This is a genomic window from Halorubrum tibetense, assembly GCF_055396225.1.
On the sequence record NZ_AP043742.1, the window covers coordinates 1,123,736 to 1,149,270 of the forward strand.

At 67.1% G+C, this 25,535-nt stretch carries 20 protein-coding genes; 7 read left to right on the forward strand and 13 right to left on the reverse strand.

The window, feature by feature from the left end; translation table 11 throughout:
• The first annotated feature begins 60 nt into the window (after nt 1-60).
• The gene (locus tag ACZ5TV_RS05725) at nt 61-2,142 is read left to right on the forward strand and encodes a prolyl oligopeptidase family serine peptidase (protein ID WP_379781127.1); all 2,082 of its coding nucleotides are present in this window, start codon (nt 61-63) and stop codon (nt 2,140-2,142) included.
• Nucleotides 2,143-2,226: 84 nt separating this feature from the next.
• Here the strand turns inward: ACZ5TV_RS05725 and ACZ5TV_RS05730 are convergent, their stop codons facing one another.
• Nucleotides 2,227-2,631: a hypothetical protein gene (locus ACZ5TV_RS05730; protein WP_379781129.1), complete on the reverse strand. Its 405-nt coding sequence runs from the start codon at nt 2,629-2,631 to the stop codon at nt 2,227-2,229.
• Between the two features lie 178 nt (nt 2,632-2,809).
• Between ACZ5TV_RS05730 and leuS the strand changes: the two genes are divergently transcribed.
• Nucleotides 2,810-5,572, forward strand: a complete 2,763-nt coding sequence (leuS, locus tag ACZ5TV_RS05735) for a leucine--tRNA ligase (RefSeq protein WP_464384221.1) — start codon at nt 2,810-2,812, stop codon at nt 5,570-5,572.
• 81 nt (nt 5,573-5,653) lie between these two features.
• On the forward strand, nt 5,654-7,030 hold the full coding sequence (gene kynU / locus ACZ5TV_RS05740; protein ID WP_379781133.1) for a kynureninase: 1,377 nt from the start codon (nt 5,654-5,656) through the stop codon (nt 7,028-7,030).
• Between the two features lie 720 nt (nt 7,031-7,750).
• Here the strand turns inward: kynU and ACZ5TV_RS05745 are convergent.
• Nucleotides 7,751-8,566 (reverse strand): IS5 family transposase, encoded by an 816-nt coding sequence (locus ACZ5TV_RS05745; RefSeq protein WP_379783889.1) that lies wholly within the window; start codon nt 8,564-8,566, stop codon nt 7,751-7,753.
• 140 nt (nt 8,567-8,706) lie between these two features.
• On the opposite strand from ACZ5TV_RS05745, the gene ACZ5TV_RS05750 reads away from it, so the two are divergent.
• The 3 genes from ACZ5TV_RS05750 to ACZ5TV_RS05760 all read left to right on the forward strand — a co-directional run bounded on the left by ACZ5TV_RS05750 (nt 8,707) and on the right by ACZ5TV_RS05760 (nt 13,275).
• Nucleotides 8,707-11,673, forward strand: coding sequence for a DEAD/DEAH box helicase (locus ACZ5TV_RS05750; RefSeq protein ID WP_379779896.1), 2,967 nt, complete (start codon nt 8,707-8,709; stop codon nt 11,671-11,673).
• 114 nt (nt 11,674-11,787) lie between these two features.
• Nucleotides 11,788-12,762, forward strand: coding sequence for a YncE family protein (locus ACZ5TV_RS05755; RefSeq protein WP_379779894.1), 975 nt, complete (start codon nt 11,788-11,790; stop codon nt 12,760-12,762).
• Nucleotides 12,763-12,843: 81 nt separating this feature from the next.
• Nucleotides 12,844-13,275: a PLD nuclease N-terminal domain-containing protein gene (locus ACZ5TV_RS05760; RefSeq protein WP_379779892.1), complete on the forward strand. Its 432-nt coding sequence runs from the start codon at nt 12,844-12,846 to the stop codon at nt 13,273-13,275.
• Nucleotides 13,276-13,298: 23 nt separating this feature from the next.
• Here ACZ5TV_RS05760 and ACZ5TV_RS05765 read toward each other — a convergent pair whose 3' ends face one another.
• The 10 genes from ACZ5TV_RS05765 to ahaH all read right to left on the reverse strand — a co-directional run bounded on the left by ACZ5TV_RS05765 (nt 13,299) and on the right by ahaH (nt 22,830).
• Nucleotides 13,299-13,754: a DUF6276 family protein gene (locus tag ACZ5TV_RS05765; protein ID WP_379779890.1), complete on the reverse strand. Its 456-nt coding sequence runs from the start codon at nt 13,752-13,754 to the stop codon at nt 13,299-13,301.
• 92 nt (nt 13,755-13,846) lie between these two features.
• Complete coding sequence (locus ACZ5TV_RS05770) at nt 13,847-14,545, reverse strand: V-type ATP synthase subunit D (protein WP_379779888.1); 699 nt, start codon at nt 14,543-14,545, stop codon at nt 13,847-13,849.
• A gap of 3 nt (nt 14,546-14,548) precedes the next feature.
• On the reverse strand, nt 14,549-15,967 hold the full coding sequence (locus ACZ5TV_RS05775) for a V-type ATP synthase subunit B (RefSeq protein ID WP_379779886.1): 1,419 nt from the start codon (nt 15,965-15,967) through the stop codon (nt 14,549-14,551).
• Between the two features lie 2 nt (nt 15,968-15,969).
• A complete protein-coding gene (locus ACZ5TV_RS05780) occupies nt 15,970-17,730 on the reverse strand; it encodes an ATP synthase subunit A (RefSeq protein ID WP_379779884.1) in 1,761 nt (586 codons plus the stop codon).
• A gap of 1 nt (nt 17,731) precedes the next feature.
• The gene (locus ACZ5TV_RS05785; RefSeq protein WP_379779882.1) at nt 17,732-18,061 is read right to left on the reverse strand and encodes a V-type ATP synthase subunit F; all 330 of its coding nucleotides are present in this window, start codon (nt 18,059-18,061) and stop codon (nt 17,732-17,734) included.
• The gene (locus tag ACZ5TV_RS05790) at nt 18,058-19,104 is read right to left on the reverse strand and encodes a V-type ATP synthase subunit C (RefSeq protein WP_379779880.1); all 1,047 of its coding nucleotides are present in this window, start codon (nt 19,102-19,104) and stop codon (nt 18,058-18,060) included. Before ACZ5TV_RS05790 ends, ACZ5TV_RS05785 begins: the two co-directional genes overlap by 4 nt.
• Complete coding sequence (locus ACZ5TV_RS05795) at nt 19,101-19,679, reverse strand: V-type ATP synthase subunit E (RefSeq protein WP_379779878.1); 579 nt, start codon at nt 19,677-19,679, stop codon at nt 19,101-19,103. The genes ACZ5TV_RS05790 and ACZ5TV_RS05795 overlap by 4 nt, the downstream gene beginning before the upstream one ends.
• An 18-nt stretch (nt 19,680-19,697) precedes the next feature.
• On the reverse strand, nt 19,698-19,949 hold the full coding sequence (locus ACZ5TV_RS05800; RefSeq protein WP_379779876.1) for a hypothetical protein: 252 nt from the start codon (nt 19,947-19,949) through the stop codon (nt 19,698-19,700).
• A gap of 241 nt (nt 19,950-20,190) precedes the next feature.
• Entirely contained in the window at nt 20,191-22,470 is a 2,280-nt protein-coding gene (locus ACZ5TV_RS05805; protein WP_379779898.1) for a V-type ATP synthase subunit I, read from the reverse strand.
• A 21-nt stretch (nt 22,471-22,491) separates the two neighbouring features.
• Nucleotides 22,492-22,830, reverse strand: a complete 339-nt coding sequence (gene ahaH, locus ACZ5TV_RS05810; RefSeq protein ID WP_379779874.1) for an ATP synthase archaeal subunit H — start codon at nt 22,828-22,830, stop codon at nt 22,492-22,494.
• 199 nt (nt 22,831-23,029) lie between these two features.
• On the opposite strand from ahaH, the gene minD reads away from it, so the two are divergent.
• Complete coding sequence (gene minD / locus ACZ5TV_RS05815) at nt 23,030-24,430, forward strand: cell division ATPase MinD (protein ID WP_464384222.1); 1,401 nt, start codon at nt 23,030-23,032, stop codon at nt 24,428-24,430.
• 66 nt (nt 24,431-24,496) lie between these two features.
• Here minD and ACZ5TV_RS05820 read toward each other — a convergent pair whose 3' ends face one another.
• A complete protein-coding gene (locus ACZ5TV_RS05820) occupies nt 24,497-25,468 on the reverse strand; it encodes a transcriptional regulator (protein WP_379783316.1) in 972 nt (323 codons plus the stop codon).
• Nucleotides 25,469-25,535: the final 67 nt, after the last annotated feature.

Genomic DNA, 25,535 nt, shown 5'->3' on the forward strand with positions numbered 1-25,535 from the left:
ACACGGTTCCCGATCCGTCCGCGGGCTACGCTTAAGACGGGCCGGGGCGATCGGTCACGCATGTCGACACCATACGGTGAGTGGCCCTCCCCCATCGAACCGGCGGACATCGCGGCGGGCGGGCGCGGTTTCGCCGGCGTCCGGATCGCTGACGGGAACGCCTACTGGCTGGAGCGACGTCCCTCGGAGGGCGGCCGTGGCGTCCTCTGTCGGGCACCGCTCGGGGGGGCGGGCGATCTTCCGGCACACGAGGAGGTCACGCCGGAAGGGTTCGACGTAAGAACGCTAGTTCATCAGTATGGGGGCGGTGACTTCACCGTTGCCGGCGACACGGCAGTCGTCGCGAGCATGGACGACCAGCGCCTGTACCGGCTTCCCGCCGACGGGAGCGTGGACCCGACACCGATCACGCCCGAGCCGCCGGAGCCGCTCGGGCTCCGGTACGCCGACGTGGCGATCGGGCCGGACCACCAAACCGTGTACGCGGTTCGGGAACGCCACGTCGGGCCCGAGACTGACGACGAGCCCGCGAACGAGATCGTCCGGTTGCCGCTGCATCCCGACGCGGACGACGAGACGGAAGCGGCGCTTCCCGACCCGGTCGTGATCGCCGAGGGACACGACTTCTACGCAGCCCCTCGACCGTCGCCCGCCGGCGACCGGATCGCGTACCTCCGGTGGGACCACCCGAACATGCCGTGGGACGGGACCGAGCTGGTCGTCGAGGCCCTCGACGCGAGCGGCGAGCGCGTCGAGGGGTCCCGACGGGTCGCCGCGGGCGGGGACGACGAGTCCGTCTGCTCGCCGGCGTGGTCGCCCGACGGCGTCCTCCACGCCGTCTCCGACAGAACCGGCTGGTGGAACCTCTATCGGGTCGAGGACGGCTCGCTCGCGAACTACCACCCCGCCGACGCCGAGTTCGGCGTGCCGATGTGGCAGTTGGGGGTCTCGACGTACGCCTTCCTCGACGACGGCCGGATCGCGACGCTGTACACGGATGCGGGGGAGCCGAGCCTCCGGTTGCTCGACCCTGACGCTCCGGAGGACGGCTTGACGACCGGCGGCGGCGAGCCCGCTGGGAGCCCGCTCGATGACCCCGATCTGCCGTACAGCTCCTTCCGACCGACGGCGATCCGGTCCGACGGCGAGCACGTCGTCTTCGTCGGCCACCGACCGGACGCACCGAGCGCGGTGGTGGAGTGGTCCCCCTCGGCCGGCCCCCGCCGTCACCTCCGTGAGTCCACCGACGACCCCCTCGATCCCGAGTACGTGTCGACGCCAACGCCGGTCGTCTTCCCGACCGGCGACGCGGTCGGTGCGGACGAGACGGTCGCGTACGCCCACTACTACCCGCCGCACAACCCGGACGTGACGCCGCCGTCGGACGACGAGGAACGGCCGCCGCTGGTCGTGACGGTTCACGGTGGGCCGACGAGCCGGTCGGAGGCGACGCTGTCGACGTCGACACAGTTTCTCACGACCAGGGGTGTCGCCGTTCTCGACGTGAACTACCGCGGATCGACGGGGTACGGCCGGGCGTATCGTGACGCGTTACAGGGCGAGTGGGGGGTTCGGGACACGCTCGACTGCGTGAACGCCGCCCGCTACGCGGCCGCGGAGGGGCTCGCCGATCCGGACCGGCTGGCGATCTCGGGCGGGAGTGCCGGCGGGTACGCCGTCTTGAGCGCGCTCGCGTTCCACGACACGTTCGACGCGGGCGCGAGCTACTACGGCGTCGCCGATCTCGCGGCGCTCGCCGCGGAGACCCACAAGTTCGAATCGCGGTATCTCGACGGGCTCGTCGGCCCGCTACCGGCCGCCGAGGACGTGTACCGCGAACGCTCGCCGCTGTATCACGCCGAGGGGATCACGGCCCCGCTGTTGCTGCTTCAAGGCGGAAAGGACGAGGTCGTACCGCGGGCACAGGCGACGGCGATGATCGACGCGCTCGTCGAGAACGGGACGCCGTACGCGTACGTGGAGTTCCCCGAGGAGCGGCACGGGTTCCGCGACGCCGACAACATCGCACGGGCCCACGAAGCCGAGTTCGCGTTCTACGGGGAGGCGTTCGGGTTCGAACCGGCGGGCGACCTCGATCCCGTCGAGGTCTTCACGGGCGAGCGACCCCCGGAAGCGGAGTAGGGGCGGGCGGGCACGGCGAAAGCGAGGAGAGATCGGTCGAACGAAGCGACGAGGGAGGGAGGCGGTCGTCGATCCGTCCGGTGCTCACCGCTCGCGTTCGAGCTCGCGGTCGATGTCGTCGACGTCCTCGCGTTCGAGCTCGCGGGCGATCCGCTGTTCGAACTCCGCCTCGCTGATCTGTCCCTCGACGTACTGTTGTCGGAGCCGATCCTGCCGACTGGCGGAGTCGGAGGAGGACGACGACGTCGAGGCGTACGATCCCCGACCGGTCCCGATCGTGTCGGTCGTGGAGTCGTCGCTGCCGAAGATCCACGACCCGGCTTTGTACGCGACGTAGACGATCCCGAGGAGGATCGCGAGCGAGATCGCACCGGAGACGACCGCCCATGCCAGACTCAACAGCGTCGACACGATGGAGACGACGACGCTGACGGCGATCAGGATCCCGATCCCGATCGCGCCGTAGTAGAGGACCTTTTTGAGCGCCATGCCTCGAACTGGCGGCTCCGCGTGGAAATACCTTCGGCCCGGCGGGTCGAGCACGCCGGACACCCGTTCGGGTACGGTCCGGCTCAGGGGTGAACGAACTCACCAAAACAGGCATGTCAACGCCGGTCACAGGATGGAAAGGTATAGGACGCCGACCGCTCCACGAGTATATAAGCAGATGTCTCAAGAGGGTTACGACCACACCGCGGTGGAAGAACGGTGGCAGGGGGCGTGGGACGACGCCGCCGCGTACCGCACGCCGGACGACGTCGACGACCCCACGTACGTCCTCGGGATGTACCCGTACCCGTCCGGGAAGCTCCACATGGGCCACGTCCGGAACTACACGATCACGGACGCGTACGCGAGGTACCGCCGGATGCGTGGCGACGACGTGCTCCACCCGATGGGGTGGGACGCGTTCGGACTCCCGGCGGAGAACGCCGCCAAGGAGCGCGACACGAACCCTCGCGACTGGACGATGGACTGCATCGATACGATGAAAGGCCAGATGAAGTCGATGGGGTTCGGCTACGACTGGGAGCGGGAGATCACCACCTGTACTCCGGAGTACTACCGGTGGAACCAGTGGCTGTTCCGCCGGTTCCACGAGGAGGAGCTCGTCGAGCGCCGCGACGCCGACGTGAACTGGTGTCCGTCCTGTGAAACCGTCCTCGCGGACGAGCAGGTCGAGGGCGATGCGGAGCTGTGCTGGCGGTGTGACACACCGGTCGAGGACCGCGAGCTCGAACAGTGGTTCCTGCGGATTACGGAGTACGCCGACGAGCTACTGGAGGCGATCGACGACCTAACGGGCTGGCCGAACTCCGTCCGACAGATGCAGCGCAACTGGATCGGGCGGCAGTACGGAACGACGCTGGACTTTCAGATCGGCGAGGCGCGAAGCGCCTCGAACGGACGCGGCGAGGGGACCGAACCGCGGGAGTACGGCCCCGTCGAGGCGTTCACCACCCGCGTCGACACGATCCACGGCGCGACGTTCTTCGCGCTCGCCCCCGACCACCCGATAAGCGAGGAACTGGCGGCCGAGGACGACGCGGTCCACGAGTTCGTCCACCACGAGGCCGACCCCGAGGGCGACGAACCGAACGGCGTCGCCACCGACCTCACCGCCACCAACCCCGCCACCGGCGAGGAGATCCCCGTGTTCGTCGCCGACTTCGTCCTCTCGGACGTGGGGACGGGCGCGCTAATGGCCGTCCCCGCCCACGACGAGCGCGACCACGCGTTCGCCGAGAAGATGGGCGTCGAGATCCGTCCCGTGATCGCTCCGAAACCCGACGACCGGAACGACCCGACGACTGCTAACGGCGAGTCGCTTCCCGATGCACCCGACGTGAGCGACTCGGCCTTCACCGACGACGGCGTGTTGATCAACTCCGGCGAGTACGACGGGATCGACAGCGAGACTGCCCGCGAGCGGCTCACCGAGGACATCGAGAGCGCCGCGGAGAGCACCCAGTACCAGCTGCGTGACTGGGGGATCTCCCGACAGCGCTACTGGGGCACGCCGATCCCGGTCGTCCACTGTCACGACGACTGCGGGAGCGTCCTCGTGCCGGAGGAGGACCTCCCCGTGGAGCTGCCCGAGTTCATCAACACGACCGGGAACCCGCTCGACGCCGCCGAGGAGTGGAAGGAGACGACCTGTCCGGAGTGTGGCGGTCCCGCAACCCGCGAGACGGACACGATGGACACGTTCGTCGACTCCTCGTGGTACTTCCTGCGGTACGTCTCGCCCGACCTCGACGACGCCCCGTTCGACCTCGGCCGTGCGAACGACTGGATGCCCGTCGACCAGTACGTCGGCGGTATCGAACACGCCGTGATGCACCTGTTGTACAGCCGGTTCGTCACGAAGACGATCGCCGACCACGAGGGGCTTGACCACCGCGAGCCGTTCACGAACCTGCTCGCACAGGGGATGGTGCAGCTGGAGGGCGAGAAGATGTCGAAATCGAAGGGGAACACCGTCTCGCCACAGCGGATCGTCGAGGAGTACGGCGCGGACACGGCCCGGCTGTTCATGATGCAGGCGGCCCAGCCCGAGCGCGACTTCGACTGGTCGGAGGAGGGCGTCAAGTCGACGTACCGGTTCCTGACCCGTCTGAGCGACCTCGTCGAGGAGCACGCGGCGGGCGACCCGGGCGGGGCGGGAAGCGCCGACGCCGACTCGGACTCCGACACCGAGCGCGACACCGTCGACGAGTACGTTGCGAACGAGATCGACGCCGCCGTCGCTATCGCGGGTACGGAGTACGAGGAACTGACGTTCAACGTCGCGCTGCGGGAGGCACAGGACCTGGTCGGGACGCTCCGCAGCTACCGCGAGCACGCCGAGCCGCACCCCGAAACGTACGAGCGCGGGCTGGACGTCGCGGTTCGTCTGCTCGCGCCGGTGGTGCCACACCTCGCCGAAGAGCTGTGGGAGACGCTCGGTCGCGACAGGTTCGTCGCCGAGGCCGACTGGCCGAGCGCGAGCGCCGACCGCGAGACGGTCGAGAAGCGCCGTCGCCTCGTGACGAACACCCGCGAGGACGTGCGCGACATTATCGACGTGGCGGGGATCGAGGACCCTGAACGGATCGACGTCGTCGTCGCGCCCGACTGGAAGTACGACGCGCTCTCGATCGCCGTCGACAGCGAGGCCGACAACCTCATCTCGGAGTTGATGGGAGAGAGCCACATCCGAGAACAGGGCGACGACGCAGCCTCGTACGGGCAGGACCTGCAAGCGAACCGAGAGGCGCTTCAGGAAACGCTCTCCGGCGACGAGGAGTACGACGCGCTGCGGGCCGCCGCGTGGCTGATCGAACGCGAGTTCGACGCGCCGGTCCGCGTCGAGCGCGCCGCCGACGCCGACGACGCGGTGGTCAGCAAAGCGGAACCCGGTCGGCCGGCGATCGACATCGTCGAGTAGCGGTCGAGCCCTTTTATATACCTCCGGCTTCCGAGGTGCCATCCCCGGAACCGATTAGTCGACGGCGGCACCCGATCCCGTATGGACGAGTACGACGGAGCGGCCGACGTGGGCGACGCGGACCCGGCCGTCCTCGCCGCCCGACTCGACGGCGCCGACCCGCTCTCCCCGCTCGCGGACCGATATCACGTCCCCGAGGACGTGGTGTATATGGACGGCAACTCGCTCGGCCCCGCAAGCGACGACGCCCTCGCGAGCCTCGACCGCGTCGTCGACGAGTGGCGCGACTTGCTGATCGCCGGGTGGACCGACGCCGACCCGCCGTGGTTCACAGTCGGCGAGCGACTCGGCGACGCGCTCGCGCCCCTGGTCGGGGCGGATCCGAGTGAGGTCGCCGTCGGCAACTCGATCACGGTGAATATCCACACGCTCGTCGGGACGTTCCTCGACGAGCTGCTGGCCGGGAAGGGGCCGGAGCGAGAGGGGGTCGCGGTCACGGGCGGGGAGTGGCCGACGGCGGAGGACGGCGGAGCTGTGCCCGCCGTGCTCGTGAACGAGCTCGATTTTCCCTCCGACCACTACGCGATCCGCGCGCAGCTGCGGGGTCGCGGGATCGATCCGGACGAGAAGCTCCGGGTCGTTCCGAGCCGGGACGGCCGGACGATCGACCCCCGAGATATCGAGGCCGCCCTCGAGAGACACGACGATATCGGGATCGTCTGGATGCCGACCGCGCTGTATCGGTCCGGACAGCTGTTCGATGTCGAGCGGATCACGGAGGCGGCCCACGAGGCGGGCGCGTACGTCGGCTTCGACGCGGCCCACTCCGTGGGAGCGGTCCCGCACGACTTCGACGAGGCCGGCGTCGACTTCGCGACCTGGTGCACGTACAAGTACCTCAACGCCGGCCCCGGCTCGATCGGCGCGCTGTACGTCGCCGAGCGCCACCATGGGCTCACGCCCGCGCTGGCGGGGTGGTGGGGCCACGAGAAGGCGACGCAGTTCGAAATGAACATGACGTACACCCCCGCCGCCTCCGCGGGCGCATGGCAGATCGGGACGCCGCCGCTGTTCGCTGCCGCACCCTTGGAGGGCTCCATTGAGCTCCTCCGGGACGCGGGGATCGACCGGCTGCGCGCCAAATCGCTCGCACTCACCGACTTCCTGATCGCGCTCGTCGACGAGAGGCTTCCAGAGGTGTCGGTTGGCACGCCCCGCGAGCACGCGGCCCGCGGCGGCCACGTCGCCCTCGAACACTCCGATGCGGAGCAGCTGAGCGCGGCCTTGCGGGATCGCGGCGTGATCGTCGACTTCCGCCCGCCGAACGTGGTCCGGGTGTGTCCGGCCGCGCCGTACACCTCGTTCGCCGACGTGCTGGAAGTCGTCGACGAGGTCGAGGCGATCCTCGACGGCGGCGCGCACGAGGAGTACGCGACGAGCGAAGGCGGCGTGACGTAGACGACGTGTGTTGTACATAAACCGAACTGCGGTGGCGCGTGCCCACGAGCGGCCGGTAGGCCGCGAGTGGCACCGCGCGAGGGACGCAGCGGCCACTTATAAGTGGCCGCTGCGAGGCTGGGGAGGCGTGAGGTGCGGACGCGGGACGGGGTGGGGCTCAAAGGGGCAGCCGCGAGGACGAAGACGCGCGACGTAAGGACCGCAAGGAGGGAGCGCGAGCGACCGACTGAGGACCGCAACGAGCGCATCGAGTCGTCGCGGCTGGGGCTTTGGCAGTCGTCAGCGTGGAGTCCGTGACTTATAAGCGAGCGGCTGGGGCTTTGGGCCTGTCCACCGTCGATGTACGGCCACCCATTTATAAAGACCGACCGGGGTTCGAAACCGGTCTCCGTCGATCCGCCGTCAGCCATTTATAAATAAACAGCCGAACTTCGACGGTGATCGCCACCGATCGCTGGTCGCTGCGAGCGTTCAGCACAGCATCGATCACTTATAAGTGCCGTGTTGAACGCAAGACGGCGGCAACATCGGATTTTTGATATTCGATATTCTACCGGTAGCGGCGCTTTATCTGTAGATTCTCAGATCGGGCGATTCGATTTGAGCGGAATTGTGCGGCGACCAAAGCATCAGTTTCACAAGATACTACATAAAGCATGAGGTGGACGATGGCGATGCCTCTCCCGGATATATTCGGAGAAGGAGAGCAGGCGGCGAGCTCTAACTCGCCGCCTGCTCGAGGTTATGGACGATACACTTCCGTGTGAGCTCCCGGAACTGGCCGTGCCAGCTCCGGGAGCGGATCTCGTCGCCGTCGTCTTTTAGCATCGCAAACACGGTCTCACTCATTGACCGCTGATTGTAGACATCATCGTCAATTCTGGCGTTGTGAGCTTTCTTGAGCGCGTTTTGCTCGCAGTGTTTGATCACTGGTCGGGTAGACGCGTCACGACAGGCTTCGCGGAGATCACTCCACGAGTACATTTTGTCGGCCAGCAACGCCTGCAGGTCTTCGGCGTTCCGCCGAAAGACCTGCAGCCCGATATGGCCGTCATAGGCTTTCTTCGTCGTGAAATGAGCGTCCATGATAGCAAGAGAATCCGTGTCAACAAGCAGCGTCGTTTTGATCGCGTTGAACGAGTAACCGACCCGATTCCGGTAGTGTGAGCTGGCTTGATCACGCTGAAAGCCGCTGGCGTCGATCGACGCAGTGCCTGAGAGCCCCGCCTGCTCCGCCGAGGCGCGGAGCAGGCGGCGCAGTTCTTTCATCGGGAATTCATCGTCCCAGACGCTGAAAGATGTGTAATCCGGAGATGCCTCAAGATCAAACACACCGAGAATTCCCGGCATCTCGTTGAGATAGTCTTCGAGCCTCCGAAGCGGCTTGTTGATCTCCTCTTTGAGCAGAAGGAGCGCGATCTTGGTGGACTTGGCGTACCCGTTGTCGCCGTCGGCGACAGCGGGTACGTCTGGTTGTTCAAAATGGTTCGTAGCGAATTCGTGAAACGTTTGTGCGAGGTTCCTGAGACGTCCCATATCGCCAGACGGCGTCCAAATCCCGTGAAATCAGCGATACGATCCGCAGACGGCGTCGGCGTTCAACGGAGCACTTATAAGCAATCCACGTACAGCGACGGGCTTAATCACCCGAGTCCCCAACTTCCGACGATCAGAGAATGGCGGAACCGTCGGGGATGGACGCGTTCGCACACCTCGGGAGCGAGGTTCGTGAGGCGCTCTCCGACCAGGGATTCAGCACCCCAACTGAGCCACAACGAAAGGCGATCCCCCCGCTCGCAGCCGGAAAGAACGCGCTCGTCCTCGCGCCGACCGGAACGGGGAAGACGGAAACCGCGATGCTTCCGGTCTTCGACGCGATCGTCGACGACCGCGACGCGCCGGGCGATCAGCCCCGCGAGGGGATTTCCGCCCTGTATATCACCCCGCTGCGCGCGCTCAACCGCGACATGATGGACCGGCTGGAGTGGTGGGGCGACCGGCTCGACGTCGAGGTCGCGGTGCGCCACGGCGACACCACGCAGTACGAGCGGAGCAAACAGGCCGACGACCCGCCGGACGTGCTCATCACCACGCCGGAGAGCCTCCAGGCGATCCTGACGGGGTCGAAGATGCGCCTCGCGCTCGAGGACGTCGCACACGTCGTGATCGACGAGGTCCACGAGCTCGCCTCCGCCAAGCGGGGCGCACAGCTCACCGTCGGGCTCGAACGACTCCGTCGCGTCGCGGGGTCGTTCCAGCGAGTCGGGCTCTCGGCGACGGTGGGGTCCCCCGACGAGGTGGGCCGGTTCCTTGTCGGCTGCGGGAGACGTGACCCGGAGCGCGAGGGCGATCGGGCGTTCGAGACGGTCGAGGTCGCAGCCGGAACCCGAACCGACGTGCGGGTGCTCGACCCGGAGATCACCGACCGCGATTCTCGGTTGGCCGGCGAGCTGGCGATCGACGAGACGACCGCGAGCCACGTCCGGACGATCCGGGAGATCGTTGGTCAGAACGAGTCGACCCTGATCTTCGTCAACACGCGTCAGACCGCCGAGGCGCTCGGATCGCGGTTCAAGACGCTGGCAGAGCGGGAGCGGACCGACGGGACCGACGACGACACGACTGACACGGCCGACGACGAAACGGTCGACCCAACCGAGATCGAGGTCCATCACGGCTCGCTCTCGAAGGACGTGCGGATCGACGTCGAGGACCGGTTCAAGACGGGCGAGCTCGACGGCCTCGTCTGCACCTCTTCGATGGAGCTCGGCATCGACGTGGGGCGGGTCGACCACGTGGTCCAGTACGGGAGTCCCCGCGAGGTCGCGCGCCTGCTCCAGCGGGTCGGGCGGGCCGGCCACCGCCGCGATCTCGTCTCCGAGGGGACCGTGGTGACACAGGGGGGCGACGACACCCTCGAGGCGATGGCGATCACCCGGCGCGCCGGCGCGGAGCTCGTCGAACCGGCGAACATCCACCACGGCAGCCTCGACACCGTGGCCAACCAGGTGGTCGGGCTCGTGATGGACGACGGGGAGATACACGCCCGGGAGGCGTACGAGACGGTGACGAACGCCTACCCGTTCCGTGACCTCTCGGAACCGCGGTTTCAGGAAGTAGTCCGCGAGCTCGACGGGAACCGCCTACTGTGGCTCGACGAGGAGCGCGACACCCTCGAGAAGTCCGGCGGTACCTGGCAGTACTTCTACGCGAACCTCTCGATGATCCCCGACGAGTCCACCTACGAGGTGTACGACATGTCCTCCCGGCGGGGGATCGGCACCCTCGACGAGCGGTTCGTCGTCAACTTCGCCGGGCCGGGCGAGACGTTCATCCAGCGCGGCGAGATGTGGCGGATCACGGCCGTCGACGAGGAGGAGGAGCGCGTCGAAGTGACGCCGATCGAGGACCCCGCCGGCGAGGTACCCTCGTGGATCGGTCAGGAGATCCCCGTCCCGCGGCCGGTCGCCGAGGAGGTCGGGCGGCTCCGTGGGGAAGTCGCCGCCGCGCTCGCGGCCGGCTCGACACCCGAAGCCGTTGCGAACGACCTCGCGGGCCGGTACCCAGCCGACACAGACACGGTCACGACCGCTATCGAGTCGGTGACCGACCACGTCGAGGCCGGCCATCCGGTCCCGACCGACGAGCGGATCGTGATCGAGGGGAGCGCACGGACCGTCGCCGTGAACGCGACGTTCGGCCACGAGGTCAACGAGACGCTCGCGCGGCTGCTCGCCGCGCTCGTGGGGCAGCGGGCGGGGTCGTCGGTCGGGATGGACGTCGACCCCTATCGGATCGAGTTCGAGGTGCCGCGCGGCGTTGACCCCGGCACGTTCCGGGAGGTGCTCGAGACGACCGATCCGGACCGACTGGAAGCGTATCTCGAACTCGCACTGAAGAACTCCGACGCGCTCAAGTTCACGCTCGCACAGGTCGCTGCGAAGTTCGGGTCAGTCAAGCGCTACCGGGAGGGACGCGGGAAGTTCGGCGGCGACCGGCTGCTCGCCGCACTGGAGGGAACGCCCGTCCACGACGAGGCGCTCCGGGAGGTGTTCCATGCCGACCTCGCCGTCGAGGAGACCGCCGGGATCCTCGCTGAGATCCAGTCTGGGGACGGCTCCTCCGCCGGAACACGCCTCGCGACCGCCCGCGAGCGGACCCCGCTCGGCACCGCAGGGCGGTCGGCCGGCAGCGAGTTCCTCGTGCCGGAGAACGCCGACGCCGACGTGATCGAGACGATCAAAGAGCGGATCCGAAACGACCGGGTGATCCTCGCGTGTCTCCACTGTACCGACTGGAAGCACACGACGAAGGTGCGTCGTGTTCGCGACCAGCCGGAGTGTCCCGAGTGTGGATCGACCCGGATCGCCGCGTTGAACCCGTGGGACGACGAGACGGTCGCCGCGGTGCGGGCCACCGAGAAGGACGACGAACAGGAGCGGCGGACGAAACGCGCCCACCGCGCGGCGAGTCTCGTCCAGACGCACGGGAAGCGGGCCGTGATCGCGATGGCCGCCCGCGGCGTCGGCCCGCACAACGCCGCCAGAATAATCAACAAGCTCCGGGAGGACGAAGAGGAGTTCTACCGCGACGTGCTCCGCCAAGAGCGCGAGTACGCCCGCACCCAGTCGTTCTGGGACTGAGACGGAGGACCTGAAGCGAACCTAAAAACAGGGAAGAGCCCGAAAAACCGGAACGGCCCCCAGCCGCGTTCCGCTTCCGTCCATCTTTTGTGACCGCCGACCGATCCCCTGATCATGACCGATGACAGGCTGGTCGTCCTCAACAAGGACAGCGACTCGATCGCCGTTATCGACCCGGACACCGGAGAGACGGACACCGTCGTCGAGACCGATTTCAACCCCCACGAGGTGACGGTCGGCCCTGACGGGTCTGTCATCTACGTGACTTGTTCGCTCGGCGGCTCGTTACTCACGATCGACACCGACGACTGGACCGTCAAAGACCGGTTCGAGCACGAGTCGTTCGACTTCCCGCACGGGCTCGCAGTGCGGGGGACGGCCGACGAGCTCTGGCTCGCTTCCACGTACTCCTCACAGGTGTTCGTCTTCGACATCGCCGACCCGATTCCGACGCTGATCGACCACTTCCCGACCCACCAAGACAAGTCCCACATGGTGGCGCTGACGCCCGACGACGAGACCGCCTTCATCGCGAACATCGGCGGCGACAACGTCACCGCCATCGACGCCGACACGCGCGAGATCAGCGCCGATATTCCAGTCGGCGAGGGCCCGGAGGGGATCGCGGTCCACCCCACAGCGGGCCTGCTCGTCGCCAACCAAGAGGACTCGCGCCTCTCCGTCGTCGACCCCGAAACGTTCGCGGACGAGGGGATCGCAGTGCTCGGCGACACGCCGATCCGCGTCGTTCCCTCGCCAGACGGCGAGTACGTCCTCGTCCCGAACCGCGAGGGCGACGACGTGAGCGTGATCGAGGCGGAGTTCGTCCGTGACGGCGAGGTGCGCCCGTGGGAGGTAGCGCGGATCCCCGTCGGGATCTGGCCCGGCGGCACTACCTTCGCGCCCGCCGGCGACCGCGCGTTCGTCGCCAACAACAAGACCAACGACGTGAGCGTGCTCGCCGCGCCCGAGGCGAGCGATGACGCCGAGAGCGACCGGGAGAGCGAGGCGCCCGTCCCCGACTGGACCGAAGTCGACCGCTTCGAGACCGAGCTCCACCCGGACGGGATCGCGTACGTCGAGCGCTGAGCCGATCCCCCCGTCCCCCCACCACCTGCCACCGACGGCAAGCGACCCGGACGCTTATATCGACGCGGTCGAAGCGGGAGTATGGACCCGTTCCTCGCCGCGATACTGATCGGGCTCCCGCTCGCGTGGCTCGTCGGGTTCGCGGCGTACGCCTATCTTGACGCGCCGAACTACGGGATGAACCCGGAAAAGTGGGCAGCGATCTCGTTTTTCGTCCCGCTGTTCGGCTTCTTCGCGTACCTGTTCGAACGGAGCGAAACCGAGTACGATCCCGAAGAGGACCCGTACGCACAGGGACAGCGGTTCGAGGTCCACGAATCACGACGGGGCGAGACGATCCTCGACCCGGGGGGCGACGACCCCGACGAGAAGCGAGCGGGGGACACTGGGGACCGCGACACGACCGACGGGAAGCGCGACACGACCGACGGGAAGCGCGACACGACCGACGGGAAGCGCGACACGACCGACGAGGACGACGAGTGGAACGATCCGCCGGGCGTCGATATTTGAGACGTTCCCGCGCAGACGACGGCTCAAAGGAGATCCAGCAGCGCGGCCCGTCGCCGGTCGAGATCGAAAGCGGCCTCCGAAGCGTCGAGCCGGTTCAGGAAGGCGAACACGTCCGCCCCCTCCCGTTCTGCGTGGTCGATGAGCGCCTCGATCGACGCCCGGTTGAGCGCGAACGACTCCAAGCAGCCACAGAGCAGCGCGAGCGCGACCCCCGCCTCCCCGCTGGGAAAGGCGGGATCGACCGTCGAGAAGTCGGGTGGGGAGGTCGAGCCATCGGTTCCCTGCGACCCCGTGGCTGCTCCGGCGGCCGCTCCGTCCGCCCCCGCTCCGTCCACCGCCGCGTCCGCCCCCGCTTCGACGGCCGGTTCCGTCCGGAGACACCGCGTACAGATCGCGCTCTCAGTGGCGGGTGCGTGCTCGCGAAGAGGAGGCGGAACGCTGAACGCGACGACCGCGGCGTTACAGTGTGGACAGGACATACCCGTCGGTGAGCGACGCGAGAACGTAAATCGACGGGACGACGCTCGGAAGGAATCGAAGCCGGTGAACGGAGAGTGAACGGAGAGGCAGATCAGGCGTCGGCGGCGCCCGCGGCCGCCTCCGCGTTGGCTTCGGCTTCAGCTTCGGCCTTCGCTTCCTTTTCTTCCTGCTCTTTCTTGTCCTTGATCTTCTTTAGCCGGAAGATCTCTTCACGCTCCTGCTCTTCCAGCTTCTGTTCGATGTACTCCTGGTTCTCGTACAGCTGCGGGAGGAGCGTGAACTCCAAGGCGTTCACGCGGCGCTTCGTCGTCTCGATCTCTTCCAACATCTTCTTCATCGCCGTCTCCACCTCGGCGGCGAGGATGACCGATTCGAGCAGCTCCTCGTAGGCGTCGGCGGCCTCGTCGATCCGCGCGGAGGAGCCGAGCAGGCCGTAACCGCGCTCGTCGAGGCTCTTTTTTACCTTCGAGGATTCGATCTGCGGGACGACGACACCCATGATGTTCTTCGACTGCGTGGTGATCTCTGGGTGTTCCTTCAGCGCCGCGGCCGCACCGCGGACGGCGACGTCACCCTCCATCGCGCGCGCCATGTCGATCTTCCGCTGGGCCGTCTCGTAGTCCTCGGACATGCCAGATCGAACGTCCTGTGCCTGATCGAGGATGTCCATGAACTCCATGATGAGACCGTCACGCTTCTGTTCGAGGGTATCGTGACCGCGCTCGGAGAGCTCGATACGATCCTCGATCGCCATCAGGTTCTTGCGCGTGGGTTTGACGTCCTTGGCCATGGGTTAGTCCGCCGCTTCGACGGTTTCCGGTTCGGCGTCCTCGTGGTAATGCTCCTCGATGAACTCCTCGTCGATCCGGTTGAGCGCGTCCTTCGGCAGCATCGAGAGCAGCTCCCAGCCGATATCCAGCGTCTCCTCGATGTCCCGGTTCGTGTCGAACCCCTGGTCGATGAACTCCGACTCGAACCGATCCGCGAAGTCGAGGTACTTGTTGTCGAGGTCCGACAGCGCCTCGCGACCGACGATGTTCACGAGGTCGCGGAGGTCCTCTCCCTCCGCGTACGCCGCGAACATCTGGTCTTTCACGTCGGCGTGGTCCTCGCGGGTGAGCCCTTCACCGATCCCGTCGTCCATCAGCCGTGACAGGCTTGGAAGGACGTTGATCGGGGGCTGCAGGCCCTGGCTGTTGAGGTCGGGGTCGACGTAGATCTGTCCCTCCGTGATGTACCCGGTCAGGTCCGGGATCGGGTGGGTGTCGTCGTCGCCGGGCATCGTGAGGATCGGGATCTGCGTCACCGATCCGTCACGACCCTCGATCCGACCCGCACGCTCGTACAGCTGCGCCAGGTCCGTGTACATGTACCCGGGGTAGCCACGCCGCCCGGGGACCTCCTCGCGAGCCGCACCGATCTCGCGGAGCGCCTCGCAGTAGTTGGTCATGTCCGTCAGGATGACGAGGACGTGGTAGTCCTTCTCGAACGCGAGGTACTCGGCAGTCGTCAGGACCATCCGCGGCGTGACCGTCCGCTCGACGGCGGGGTCGTCCGCGAGGTTCATGAAGACGACGGAGCGCTCCAGCGCGCCGGTGCGCTCGAAGTCCTGCATGAACTCGTTGGCCTCCTCCTGGGTGATACCCATCGCGCCGAAGATGACGGCGAACTCCGAGCCCTCCTCGTCGTCGCCTTCCTCTTCTTCGGGCACGCTGGCCTGTCTGGCGATCTGCATCGCCAGCTCGCTGTGTGGCTGGCCCGAGCTCGAGAAGATAGGGAGCTTCTGGCCGCGGACGAGCGTGTTCATGCCGTCGATCGCGGAGACTCCCGTCTGGATGAACTCCTCGGGGTACTCCCGCGAGTACGGGTTGATCGCCGCGCCGACGATATCCTGTCGCTCCTCCGGAACGATCTCCGGACCGTCGTCTATCGGCCGTCCGGAGCCGTCGAGCACCCGTCCGAGTAGGTCCTCGGTAACGGGCATCTTCATCGTCTCGCCCAAGAATCGGACGGACGCCTTCTGGTCGATACCGGAGGTGCCCTCGAACACTTGGATGGCCACGAGGCCGTCCGAGGATTCGAGCACCTGGCCGCGCAGCGTCTCTCCCTGTGCCGTCTCGATCTCGACGATCTCGTCGTAGCCGATCGCCTCGTCGACTTCGGCGTACACGAGGGGGCCGCTGATCTCAGTGATTGTTTGGTACTCTTTCATGATCAGTAGAGACTCCGGATCTCCTCGGTGATCTCCGCTTTGAGGTCCGCGATGAACTCCTCGTAGTCCTCCTGAACGCCGATGCGGTTGATCCGCGGGGCGGCCTCCGTGGAGACGAGGTCTTCGACCGGCACGCCCGCTTCCAGCGCGTCGAACGCCTCGTCGTGGAACGTCTCGATCGTCGTCAGGATGAGGTACGTCTTCTCGGGCGGACAGTACGTGTCCACCGGGTGGAACGCGTTCTGCTGGAGGTACGCCTCACGCAGGTAGCGGGCGACCTCCAGGGTGAGCTGCTGGTCGTCCGGCAGCGCGTCCTTCCCGACGAGCTGGACGATCTCCTGTAGCTCCGTCTCCTCGTCGAGGATGTCGACGGCCCACTGCCGCTTCTCCGCCCAGTCCTCCTCGACGTTCTCTTCGAACCACGGGTCGAGCTGGTCTTTATACAGCGAGTACGACTCGTTCCAGTTGATCGACGGGAAGTGGCGTCGTTCGGCCAGATCCGCGTCGAGCGCCCAGAACGTCTTCACGATACGCAGCGTGTTCTGTGTGACCGGCTCCGAGAAGTCGCCGCCGGGCGGGCTCACCGCGCCGATGGCGGAGACGGACCCTTCCGTCCCGTTGATGTTCTCGAAGTAGCCGGCCCGCTCGTAGAACTGTGCCAAGCGAGCGGCGAGGTAGGCGGGGTACCCCTCCTCGCCGGGCATCTCCTCCAGCCGCGAGGAGATCTCCCGCATCGCTTCCGCCCACCGCGAGGTGGAGTCGGCCATCAACGCCACGTCGTACCCCATGTCGCGGTAGTACTCCGCGATGGTGATCCCCGTGTAAATACAGGACTCACGCGCCGCGACGGGCATGTTCGAGGTGTTTGCGATGAGCGAGGTCCGCGCCATTAGCGGGTTGCCGTTGGCGGGGTCCTCGAGCTCGGGGAAGTCCTCGATCACTTCCGTCATCTCGTTGCCACGCTCGCCACAGCCGACGTAGACGATGATGTCCGCGTCGGCGTATTTCGCGAGCTGGTGCTGGGTGACCGTCTTCCCGGAGCCGAACGGGCCCGGGATCGCGGCCGTCCCGCCCTTCGCGATCGGGAACAGTCCGTCGAGGATGCGCTGGCCGGACACCAATGGCTGACGCGGCGTGCGCTTCTCGACGGTCGGCCGTGCCTCGCGCACCGGCCACTCCTGATGCATCGAAATCTCCTCGCCGGTGTCGAGCTCGACGACCGTCTCGGTGACGGTGAACGAGCCCGACTCGATGGCGACGACCTCGCCGCCCTCGGAGTCCGGCGGCACCATGACCTTGTGGTCGATGGTGACCGTCTCCTCGACGACGCCGACGACATCGCCGGCCGCGACCTCGTCGCCCGACTCGACGGTCGGCTCGAACTCCCACTCCTTCTCGAGGTCGATGCCGGGGGCGTCGACCCCGCGGTCGAGGTAGGGACTTCCCATCTTGCCCTCCAACACGTCCAGGGGGCGCTGGACACCATCGTAGATGGCGTCCAACATCCCCGGACCAAGGTCGACCGACAGCGGCTCGCCCGTGTTCTCGACGGGTTCGCCGGGGCCGACCCCGGAGGTCTCCTCATACACCTGGATCGTCGTGATGTTGCCCTCGATCTCGATCACTTCCCCCATGAGTCCTTCGTCGCCGACGTAGACGACGTCGTTCATGCGGGCGTCGAGGTCGCGGGCGCTCACGACCGGACCGCTCACGCTTTGGATGACACCGTCACCGGTGGTCTCCGTGGATTCTGCCTTGCTCATATTAGTCCTCCTCCTCCATCAGGTCGATCCCGATGGCTCGTTTGATCTGGTCGCGGAGCCCGCCGCTGCCGGCACCGTCGGCGCCGAGCGTCACGAGGACGGGCTCGATACTTCCCTCGACGCGCTCGCGGGTCCCCCGCGAGAGGTGGTCGAGGTCCGCGTCGTGCATCACGATGATGCCGGTCTCCTCGTCGTCGAGCGTGCGCTCGACGGCGTCGTCGAGCCGCTCGTCCTTCTCGTCGTCCGGCACGTTCTCGAACTTCCGGACGCCAGCAAGCCGGAAACCGGTGGTGAACTCCGGGCTGCCGATCACGGCGATCTCTTGGCTCATGTTATCACCAGCTCCGATTCGATCTCGTCGGCCGACAGTCCGGCCTCCTTGCCGCGAGCGATCGCTCGGATGTTCTCGACCTCGCGCTCCTTCGCGAGGATGTACGAGATCACCGGGGTCACTGACACCGGGTGGATCGTTCCGAGCCGATCGCCGTACGCCAGCAGTGCAGCGTCCGTGGCGTGCTCGAACGCGATAAGGCTGTCCGCCTCTTCGAGCTCGCGCAGCGCGGGCCCGAGCTCGTCGGCGTACTGGCTGTCGGCGATGTACTCGACGAGCTCGTCGAGGTTCCGCGCGAGGCGGGCAAGCGTGTCCCGGGTGAACAGGTCGCCACCCTCGATGAAGTACGCCGCCGGATCGATGTCCGCCCCGGACCGGGCGAGACGCAACGCGTTGTCGGCGTTGCGGAAGTCGACCTCGGCTTTGAGGAACGCCTCGTACTGCCGGGTCGGCTCGTCGCCCGGCAGGTTCGCGAGGAGTCGTTCGTAGAACGCGCGATCGACGGCGTTCTCGAGCGGCACGAGCGTATCGGTCTCCTCGTACTCCACGTACGCCGCTCGCAGCGGATCACCGTAAATCGTGTCCTCGAGCACCTCGACGACCGCCTCGATCGAGTCGGCCTCGAGCAGCCGACGGATGCGGCGATCGTCGAACTCGCCGGCACGGATGAGGTCGACCTCGACCGCCTCCTGACCGGCGTCGGTGTAGATCCCGCGGATCACGGTTTTCACGTTCCACGCGTCGAACTTCCGGAGATAGCGGGCGACGAGGTCGTACAGCCCACCCTCGCTCCAGTCGAGGATCCCCTCGAACTGCTTGGCGAGGTTCCGGTTCAACGCGTACTCGATGAGGTCGACGCCGGCATGCCGGCTCCCCAGCGCGTTGATCTCCGTTTCGTAGCTCGATTCCTCCATGAATCGGGCGATCTCGGCGGGACTCATCCGGACGAGCTTACGGTACTCCTCATCCCCGTACAGCGAGCCGCGGCGGGCGCGAACCCGCGCGACGACGTACTCCGGGTTCGAGCTGCCGACGGCGCTCATTGGTCGAACAGTCGCTCCGAGATGTTCTTCAACTCGTCGTCCCAGACCGTCTCTAGGATCGAGTCGAACGTGTTGTTCACGCGGACGCGGGAGGTGTCGCTCTCGGCGACGACGCCGCCGAGACACTCGACCTCGCCGTCGACCTGGGCGGTACGGCCCGCGACGAGCTCCTCGAGGAGCTCGACGTCCTCCGTGCGAGTGTAGACGGCGACCTCCTCGTCGTCGTCGAACTCCGCCAGCGTGGCATCGAGCAGAGCTTCGGTCAGCTCACGGCGGCGGTCACCGTCGAGCTCCTCGATGGCGGCCTCGACGCCGTCGTACACGTCCTCAAGGACGTCTCGGCGGGCGGAGAGGCGCTCCTGTTTGGCTTCGAGCTTCGCCGACGAGAGGGTCTGCTCGCGCTCCTGGTCGATCTGGCTCTCGACCTTCGCGAGCCGCTCCTCACGGATACGCTCGGCGTCGGCCTCCGCCTCCGAGATAACCTCTTCGGCGTCCGCCTCGGCCGCCTCGCGTATCTCCTCTGCACGCGCGCGGGCTTCGTCTCGAACGTCCTCAACGACGGTTTCCAAACTCATTGGTGGAAAGGGAGCCGCTTAGACGATGAAGACGACGACGAGCGCGAGAATGACGATCGTCTCGGGAAGGACCGTCAGGATGAGCCCGTTGACGAACAGGTCATCGTCCTCAGCCATCGCGCCGACGGCGGCGGACCCGATCCCCCGCTCGGCGTATCCTGCACCGAGCGCGGCGAGCCCGACGGCGAGCGCGGCCGCGGCGTCGGCGTCAGTCAGTGTTCCCCCAGCCTCCAGTACGACGTTCCCGAGTTCGTTGGTAGCTTCAAGCATTGGTAGTAGTTGCAGTTGCTCGTCTCCGAACAGTACGTAGTTGCCGCCACGGGAGTCATAAAGCTTCCCAAAACGACCGACCGGAACCGCCGGGAGACGGGGTCTCACAGGTGTCAGTCCGGGTTGTTCGGTCTTCGAGGTCGAAACGGAAGCGGCCGTGACCGACGGTTCGGGACGAGCCGGGATCGAGAGGAGTCAACCAAACTGATCGAGAGGGTCGAATGACCCGTTCGAGCCGCCGCTACTCCTCGGACGTGTAGGTCCGTTCGTAGCCGAACGGCGCGTAAGGGTCGCCACCGCCCTCGTAGAACTTGCCGAAGAACTCGACGTATTCGAGGCGGATCCCCTGAATACCGGCGGCCGTGATGCCGAGTAGGAGGACGACGATATGTCCGACGATGGCAACGAGGACCGCGCCGACTAGCGCGACGATCCCGACGAGCCCGATCGAGCTCGGGTCGAACGCGGTCGACATCCCCGCGAAGACGAGCTCGTAGGAGGCCGGATCGGCCTGGACCTCGGCGAGCCGCTCCGCGCTGAAGATGAAGTGGAAACTCCCGGAGCCGCCGTCGTCGATGTACGCGCCGAACGCGAGCAGGTTGACGGCGAGTGCCATCCCACCCTTCGCGAGCAGCACCGCCATGATCCGGGCGTACGAGACGACGTTAACGACCGGCGAGAGCACCTCGACGACCTCGGCCGGCTCGCCGATCGCGAGCAGGACGAAGCCGACGAACGCCGCGATCAACCCGAGAACGCCGACGAGCTCCGGGAAGCCGGCAAACTCGACAGCGCCGAACGTCAACACCGCGACGGAGTCGAACAGGAACTCCGGTTTCGGCCCCGTGGCCGCCAAGTCGAGCTCGGCGACGTTCGCACCGACGAGCGGGATCGTCACGTCGGGCCGGAGGAACTCGGGACGGACGCCCGCCGCCTGACTGCTGAAGATCCAGACCCAGATCCCGTTGAGCAGCAGCAGCCACGACGCGCTCTCGTACATCGCGTGTTTCAGGTCGTGGAGCTGGTAGTTACTCACGAACGAGAGGACGTACCCCACGTTCAGATGCAGGATGCCGAACAGCACGCTCATCACGAGCCACGCGAGCGCCCACTCACCGGTACCGGGCGAGAGCCCCTTCGAGACCTCCCACGACTCGATGCCGAGCAGCGGGTACGCGTGGTAGCCGAACAGGTCGATCCCGTAGTAGATGCCGAACAGGATCGTGAACGCGCCGGCCCAGATGGCGACCGCGCCCATCTCGCGGAACGCGCCGTCGTAGTTGGCGTACAGGTACCAACCGACGGCGGCGTACAGGACGCCGTAGCCGATATCCCCGATCATGAACCCGAACATCAGCGGGAACGTGAGGAAGACAAGGAGCGTCGGATCGAACTCCGAGTACTTCGGCCGGCCGAACCCTTGAACGAGGAGCTCGAACGGACCGGCCGCCTTCCCGTTGTTCTGGACGACCGGCGGGTCTTCGTCCCCGTGAGTAGCGTGGCCGCCGTCCGTGGCTGCCTCGCGTTCCGTTGCCTCCGCGTGCTCGGGAGTCGCGTCAGCGCCCCCGCCCGCGACCGACTCGGTGTGGTGGTCGCCGTCGGGGCCGAACTCCGCCCGCTCCAGCTCCTCGACCTCGGCGTGGTCGCCGACCGCGTCGGCGATGCTCGCGGCGAAGTCGGGGAACGTCGCCGTCGGGATCCACCCCTCGGCGACGAACGCGTTCTTCGTGGTCGCGAACGACAACGGCGCCTCCTTCTTCTGTGCCTCGATGGTGAGCTGCTCTTCGGCGCGGAGCAGGAACCCCGCCGCCTCCTCCTTGACGGCGTCGAGCTCCGCGTCGATCTCGTCGAGCTCCGCCTCGAGCTCGGCCCGCTCGCGTTCGAGCTCGGCGACGTACTCGCTCGGGCTCGCGTCCGCGTCGGGCACCTCGAGCATCGCGATGTCGACGCCGACGAAGGCATCCTGAAGGAACCCGTCGTCGGCCCCGTCGGCCGGCGCGGCGAACGCGGCGACGACACCTCCGCCCGAGAACGTCTCGTGAGCGGCGACATCCCCGGCGGCGGCGAGTGCGTCCTCGACCGCCTCGAGTTTCGCCTCGCCGACGACGACCTCCAGCGAGTCGTAGCCACGGAGGAGGTCGAGCGCGATACCGAGGTCGGCGAACGGCTCCATTCGGTCGATCTCCTCTTGGCGGTCGCGGATCGACGCCCGGAGGTCGTCACGCCGATCGTCGAGCTCGTTCACCCGCTCGCGGGTGCGTTCGAGCTCGGCCGCCAGCTCGTCGTCGTCGACCGACCCGACGGCGTCGAGGTCGTCGGCATCGACGTCGAGGATGCTCTCGAGCGAGCGGACCGTGACGAGTCGCTCGTTGACTCCCTCGGCACCCGCGAGCGAGTCGCCGGGTTCGAACCCGTCGTAGCGGCCGTCGTACTCGCTGACGTGGAGCGAGTGGTGTTCGTACGCCGCCTCGATGACGTCGTCGATGACGCGTTTCGACCCCGTCACCGACACCTTGCTCATCCGTTCGGGTCTAAGAACCATTCATTCCCCCGTGTGGCGCAACACCGCCTCCTCGAAGCGTTCGACGCCGTAGTCGATCGCGTCGTCCGTGCGGTCGCGAGCGGCCGATTCGAGCGCTTCGCGGTCCTCCTGGCCCGCGGCGAGTATCTCCTCGCGACGCGCTTCGATCTCCTCGCGGGCGGCTTCGAGCCGTTCCTCGGCCTCGGCGTCCGCCTCCTCCTCGGCCTCGGCGCGGATCTCGGCCGCGCGCTCTCTGGCCTCGGCGAGGCGCTCGTCGGCGTCCGATTCCGCCTCCGCAATGATCTCGTCAGCCTCCGTTTCAGCCTCCTTTATCCGGTCGAGCACCTCTGGTCTCGCCATTCTACTGATCGCTTCAACGTCTACGAGCGACGTATAAGGTGTTTGCGGAACCGCGTGGGCGGGTACGCGGGGCCTGGGACAACGATCCTACCGACCGTCCCGGCGAGACACCAGCCGTCTCGGCGAGACGCCGGCCGTCCGGTCGACGGATGGACCGTCGCCGCCTACATTTAAGTAGCAGTCGCCGGACCCTGACGGTATGGCAACGGTGTATGCGGTCGCGTCGGCGAAGGGTGGCGTCGGGAAGACCACCACGACCGCGGCGGTGGCGACCCTACTCGCGGGATCGGGCGCCGACGTCGTCGCGATCGACGCGGACATCGGCATGGCGAACCTCGCCGACGCGCTGGGGATCGATCCCAGTGGGACGACGATCCACGACGTGCTCGCCGGCGACGCGTCCCCCACCGATGCGGTTCACGCGGGGCCGGCTGGCCTCAGGGTCATCCCCGGCGAGACCGACCTGGACGCGTATGCGGCCGCCGACCCGTCGAGGCTCTCGGACGTCGTGGAGGCGTTCGACGACGCCGACTACGTCCTCATGGACGCCGGTGCGGGGCTCTCACACGACTCGACGCTCCCGCTCGGGATCGCCGACGAGTCGCTGCTCGTCTCCACTCCGGAACGGAGCGCACTCGGTGATACCGAGAAGACCCGGCAGCTGGCCGAGCGGATCGGCGGCCACGTCGCCGGGGCGGCGATAACCCGCGTCGATAGCGGGTCCGACGACGCGGCCGACGACGTCGTCGGCGAGCTCCTCGACACGACGGTGTTGGCCCGGATCCCGGAGGACACGGCCGTCGGGGAGGCGAGCGCCGCGAACGAGCCGCTCGTCACCGCCGCGCCGACCGCCCCGGCGACACGGGCGTACCGCGAGCTGGCGCGCGCGCTCACCGGCACCGACATCGATGAGCCTCTCGAGGTGGACGAAACGGAAGCGACCGACGACGAAGACGAGCGGGACGAGGACGATATCGTCGTCGCCGATGCGGGGCCCGCCGGGATCGCCGAGGAGGGCGACGGGACGGACATCATCGTCGCGGACGAGGAACCACCCGAATCCGAACGGATCGACGAAGCGGTCGGGGACGAGCGCGAAGAGGCCGCGCGTGAGTCGAGCACCGACGACGCGGGCGACGCGGAGCGGGCGGAGCCGCCGGCGTCGGAAGCCGATCCGGGTGACGAGGTCGATAACGACGAGCCAGAGCCGGACGACGCCGACACCGATGACGAGCCAGAGCCGGACGACGCCGACATCGATGACGACCCGGACCCGGACGACGTCAAGGACGGCGACGCTGAGTCGCTCATGGGGAACATCCCGGACGCGGAGGACCCCGATCGGGAGTCGACCGCGGATCACGAGACGGAGGGAACGCAGGACGGCGGAGTCGCCGACACGGAGGCGGACGAGGGGAGTCTCGACGCCGACGAAGACGACGAACTCGCCGGCAGCGTCCCGTTCCGCGACGACGACGAGGGGACGGTGGGGACAGCGCTCTCGCGGTCGGCGGACGACGAGGACGACGAACCGGGGCCCGATGCCGACGACGAGGACGACGAGAAGGGCGGCTTCTTCAGTCGGTTACTCGGGCGCTGACCGGCCCCAAAACGCGATAGCCGAGTTCGAGGCGCGAGAGTGGCATCGAAATCCCGGGAGCGTCGGCTACGCCTCTGACGGCGCTTCCGCGCGATCGCGGATGAGCTCGCGGATCCGCTCGGGGTCGTCGACCGCAGCGAGCTCCGCACAGGAGACGATAGCGGTGCCGTCGACCGACTCACGCTGCTCCTCCTCCTCGGTGAAGTACACCGATCGGGTGCGTGCGACCTCACCGATTGAAGACATGATGCGGGCGCGCTTCTCCGCCGCGGGAGTGAACGCCGAGTGGCCGGTGAGCAGCCGCATCACCGGCGAGTCGTCGTCCTCGGAGACCGCCTTGAACGGCGCGCGGGCGGTCGGATGGACGGTGAACCCCGCGCTGGTGAGCACGTGAACGACGTGCTCGTCGTCGGGGTCCGCGTCCGGGGCGGAGGGAGTCGGGTCGGCGTCGCGAACGTCGTCGGCCCCGTCGAGAACATCGACCGGGCTGGAGAACGGTTCGTCGAACAGCTCCTCGAGCTGGACGGCGACCTCGATGGAGGCGTTCATTCCGTCCTCGTACTTCGACACCGTCCGGCGGGAGACGCCGAGCTCGGTGGCGAGGCGGCCGAGCGACCAGCCGCGCTCCTCGCGTTCGTCGGCGAGGAGGTCGCCGTCGAGGCTGACGTAGAGCCCCCCGGGAGCGGCGTAGATCAGCGGCGGCATTCCCTCGATGAACAGGTCGTAGGCGGTGTCCGGGTTGATGACGGGCACGCCGTGTCGGAAGTACACCACACCCGGCTTCAGCTCCTCATCGCGGGTCCGGATCCCGATCACCATCGGTGTCGCGTCGAGATACTCGCCGAGCCGGCGCATCTCAGCGCCGGTCTCCGCGTCGAGCGCGTCGACGTTGCCGAGGATCTTCAACAACAGCAGGTCCACCTCGCGGCGGGCGGCCACGTCGAAGCTCTTGGGCCGGACCGCACACCGGTCGCTGACGAGGAATCCCGCGTCCTCCAGCATCGCGGTGACGTTGTCTACCAACGCAGTCCGGGACATAAGTGAACCAAGCGCCTCGGCACATATATACGTTGTGTCGGCGAGATCCGCGGACGGCACCGCCCGC

Coding starts and splice junctions, on each gene's coding strand:
- ACZ5TV_RS05750 (WP_379779896.1), top strand. CDS start 8,707: ATGGCGGAACCGTCGGGGATGGACGCGTTCGCACACCTCGGGAGCGAG.
- ACZ5TV_RS05820 (WP_379783316.1), bottom strand. CDS start 25,468: ATGTCCCGGACTGCGTTGGTAGACAACGTCACCGCGATGCTGGAGGAC.
- ACZ5TV_RS05765 (WP_379779890.1), bottom strand. CDS start 13,754: ATGTCCTGTCCACACTGTAACGCCGCGGTCGTCGCGTTCAGCGTTCCG.
- ACZ5TV_RS05760 (WP_379779892.1), top strand. CDS start 12,844: ATGGACCCGTTCCTCGCCGCGATACTGATCGGGCTCCCGCTCGCGTGG.
- minD (WP_464384222.1), top strand. CDS start 23,030: ATGGCAACGGTGTATGCGGTCGCGTCGGCGAAGGGTGGCGTCGGGAAG.
- kynU (WP_379781133.1), top strand. CDS start 5,654: ATGGACGAGTACGACGGAGCGGCCGACGTGGGCGACGCGGACCCGGCC.
- ACZ5TV_RS05805 (WP_379779898.1), bottom strand. CDS start 22,470: ATGAGCAAGGTGTCGGTGACGGGGTCGAAACGCGTCATCGACGACGTC.
- ACZ5TV_RS05795 (WP_379779878.1), bottom strand. CDS start 19,679: ATGAGTTTGGAAACCGTCGTTGAGGACGTTCGAGACGAAGCCCGCGCG.
- ACZ5TV_RS05725 (WP_379781127.1), top strand. CDS start 61: ATGTCGACACCATACGGTGAGTGGCCCTCCCCCATCGAACCGGCGGAC.
- ACZ5TV_RS05755 (WP_379779894.1), top strand. CDS start 11,788: ATGACCGATGACAGGCTGGTCGTCCTCAACAAGGACAGCGACTCGATC.
- ACZ5TV_RS05785 (WP_379779882.1), bottom strand. CDS start 18,061: ATGAGCCAAGAGATCGCCGTGATCGGCAGCCCGGAGTTCACCACCGGT.
- ACZ5TV_RS05745 (WP_379783889.1), bottom strand. CDS start 8,566: ATGGGACGTCTCAGGAACCTCGCACAAACGTTTCACGAATTCGCTACG.
- ACZ5TV_RS05770 (WP_379779888.1), bottom strand. CDS start 14,545: ATGGCCAAGGACGTCAAACCCACGCGCAAGAACCTGATGGCGATCGAG.
- ACZ5TV_RS05780 (WP_379779884.1), bottom strand. CDS start 17,730: ATGAGCAAGGCAGAATCCACGGAGACCACCGGTGACGGTGTCATCCAA.
- ACZ5TV_RS05730 (WP_379781129.1), bottom strand. CDS start 2,631: ATGGCGCTCAAAAAGGTCCTCTACTACGGCGCGATCGGGATCGGGATC.
- ahaH (WP_379779874.1), bottom strand. CDS start 22,830: ATGGCGAGACCAGAGGTGCTCGACCGGATAAAGGAGGCTGAAACGGAG.
- leuS (WP_464384221.1), top strand. CDS start 2,810: ATGTCTCAAGAGGGTTACGACCACACCGCGGTGGAAGAACGGTGGCAG.
- ACZ5TV_RS05775 (WP_379779886.1), bottom strand. CDS start 15,967: ATGAAAGAGTACCAAACAATCACTGAGATCAGCGGCCCCCTCGTGTAC.
- ACZ5TV_RS05800 (WP_379779876.1), bottom strand. CDS start 19,949: ATGCTTGAAGCTACCAACGAACTCGGGAACGTCGTACTGGAGGCTGGG.
- ACZ5TV_RS05790 (WP_379779880.1), bottom strand. CDS start 19,104: ATGAGCGCCGTCGGCAGCTCGAACCCGGAGTACGTCGTCGCGCGGGTT.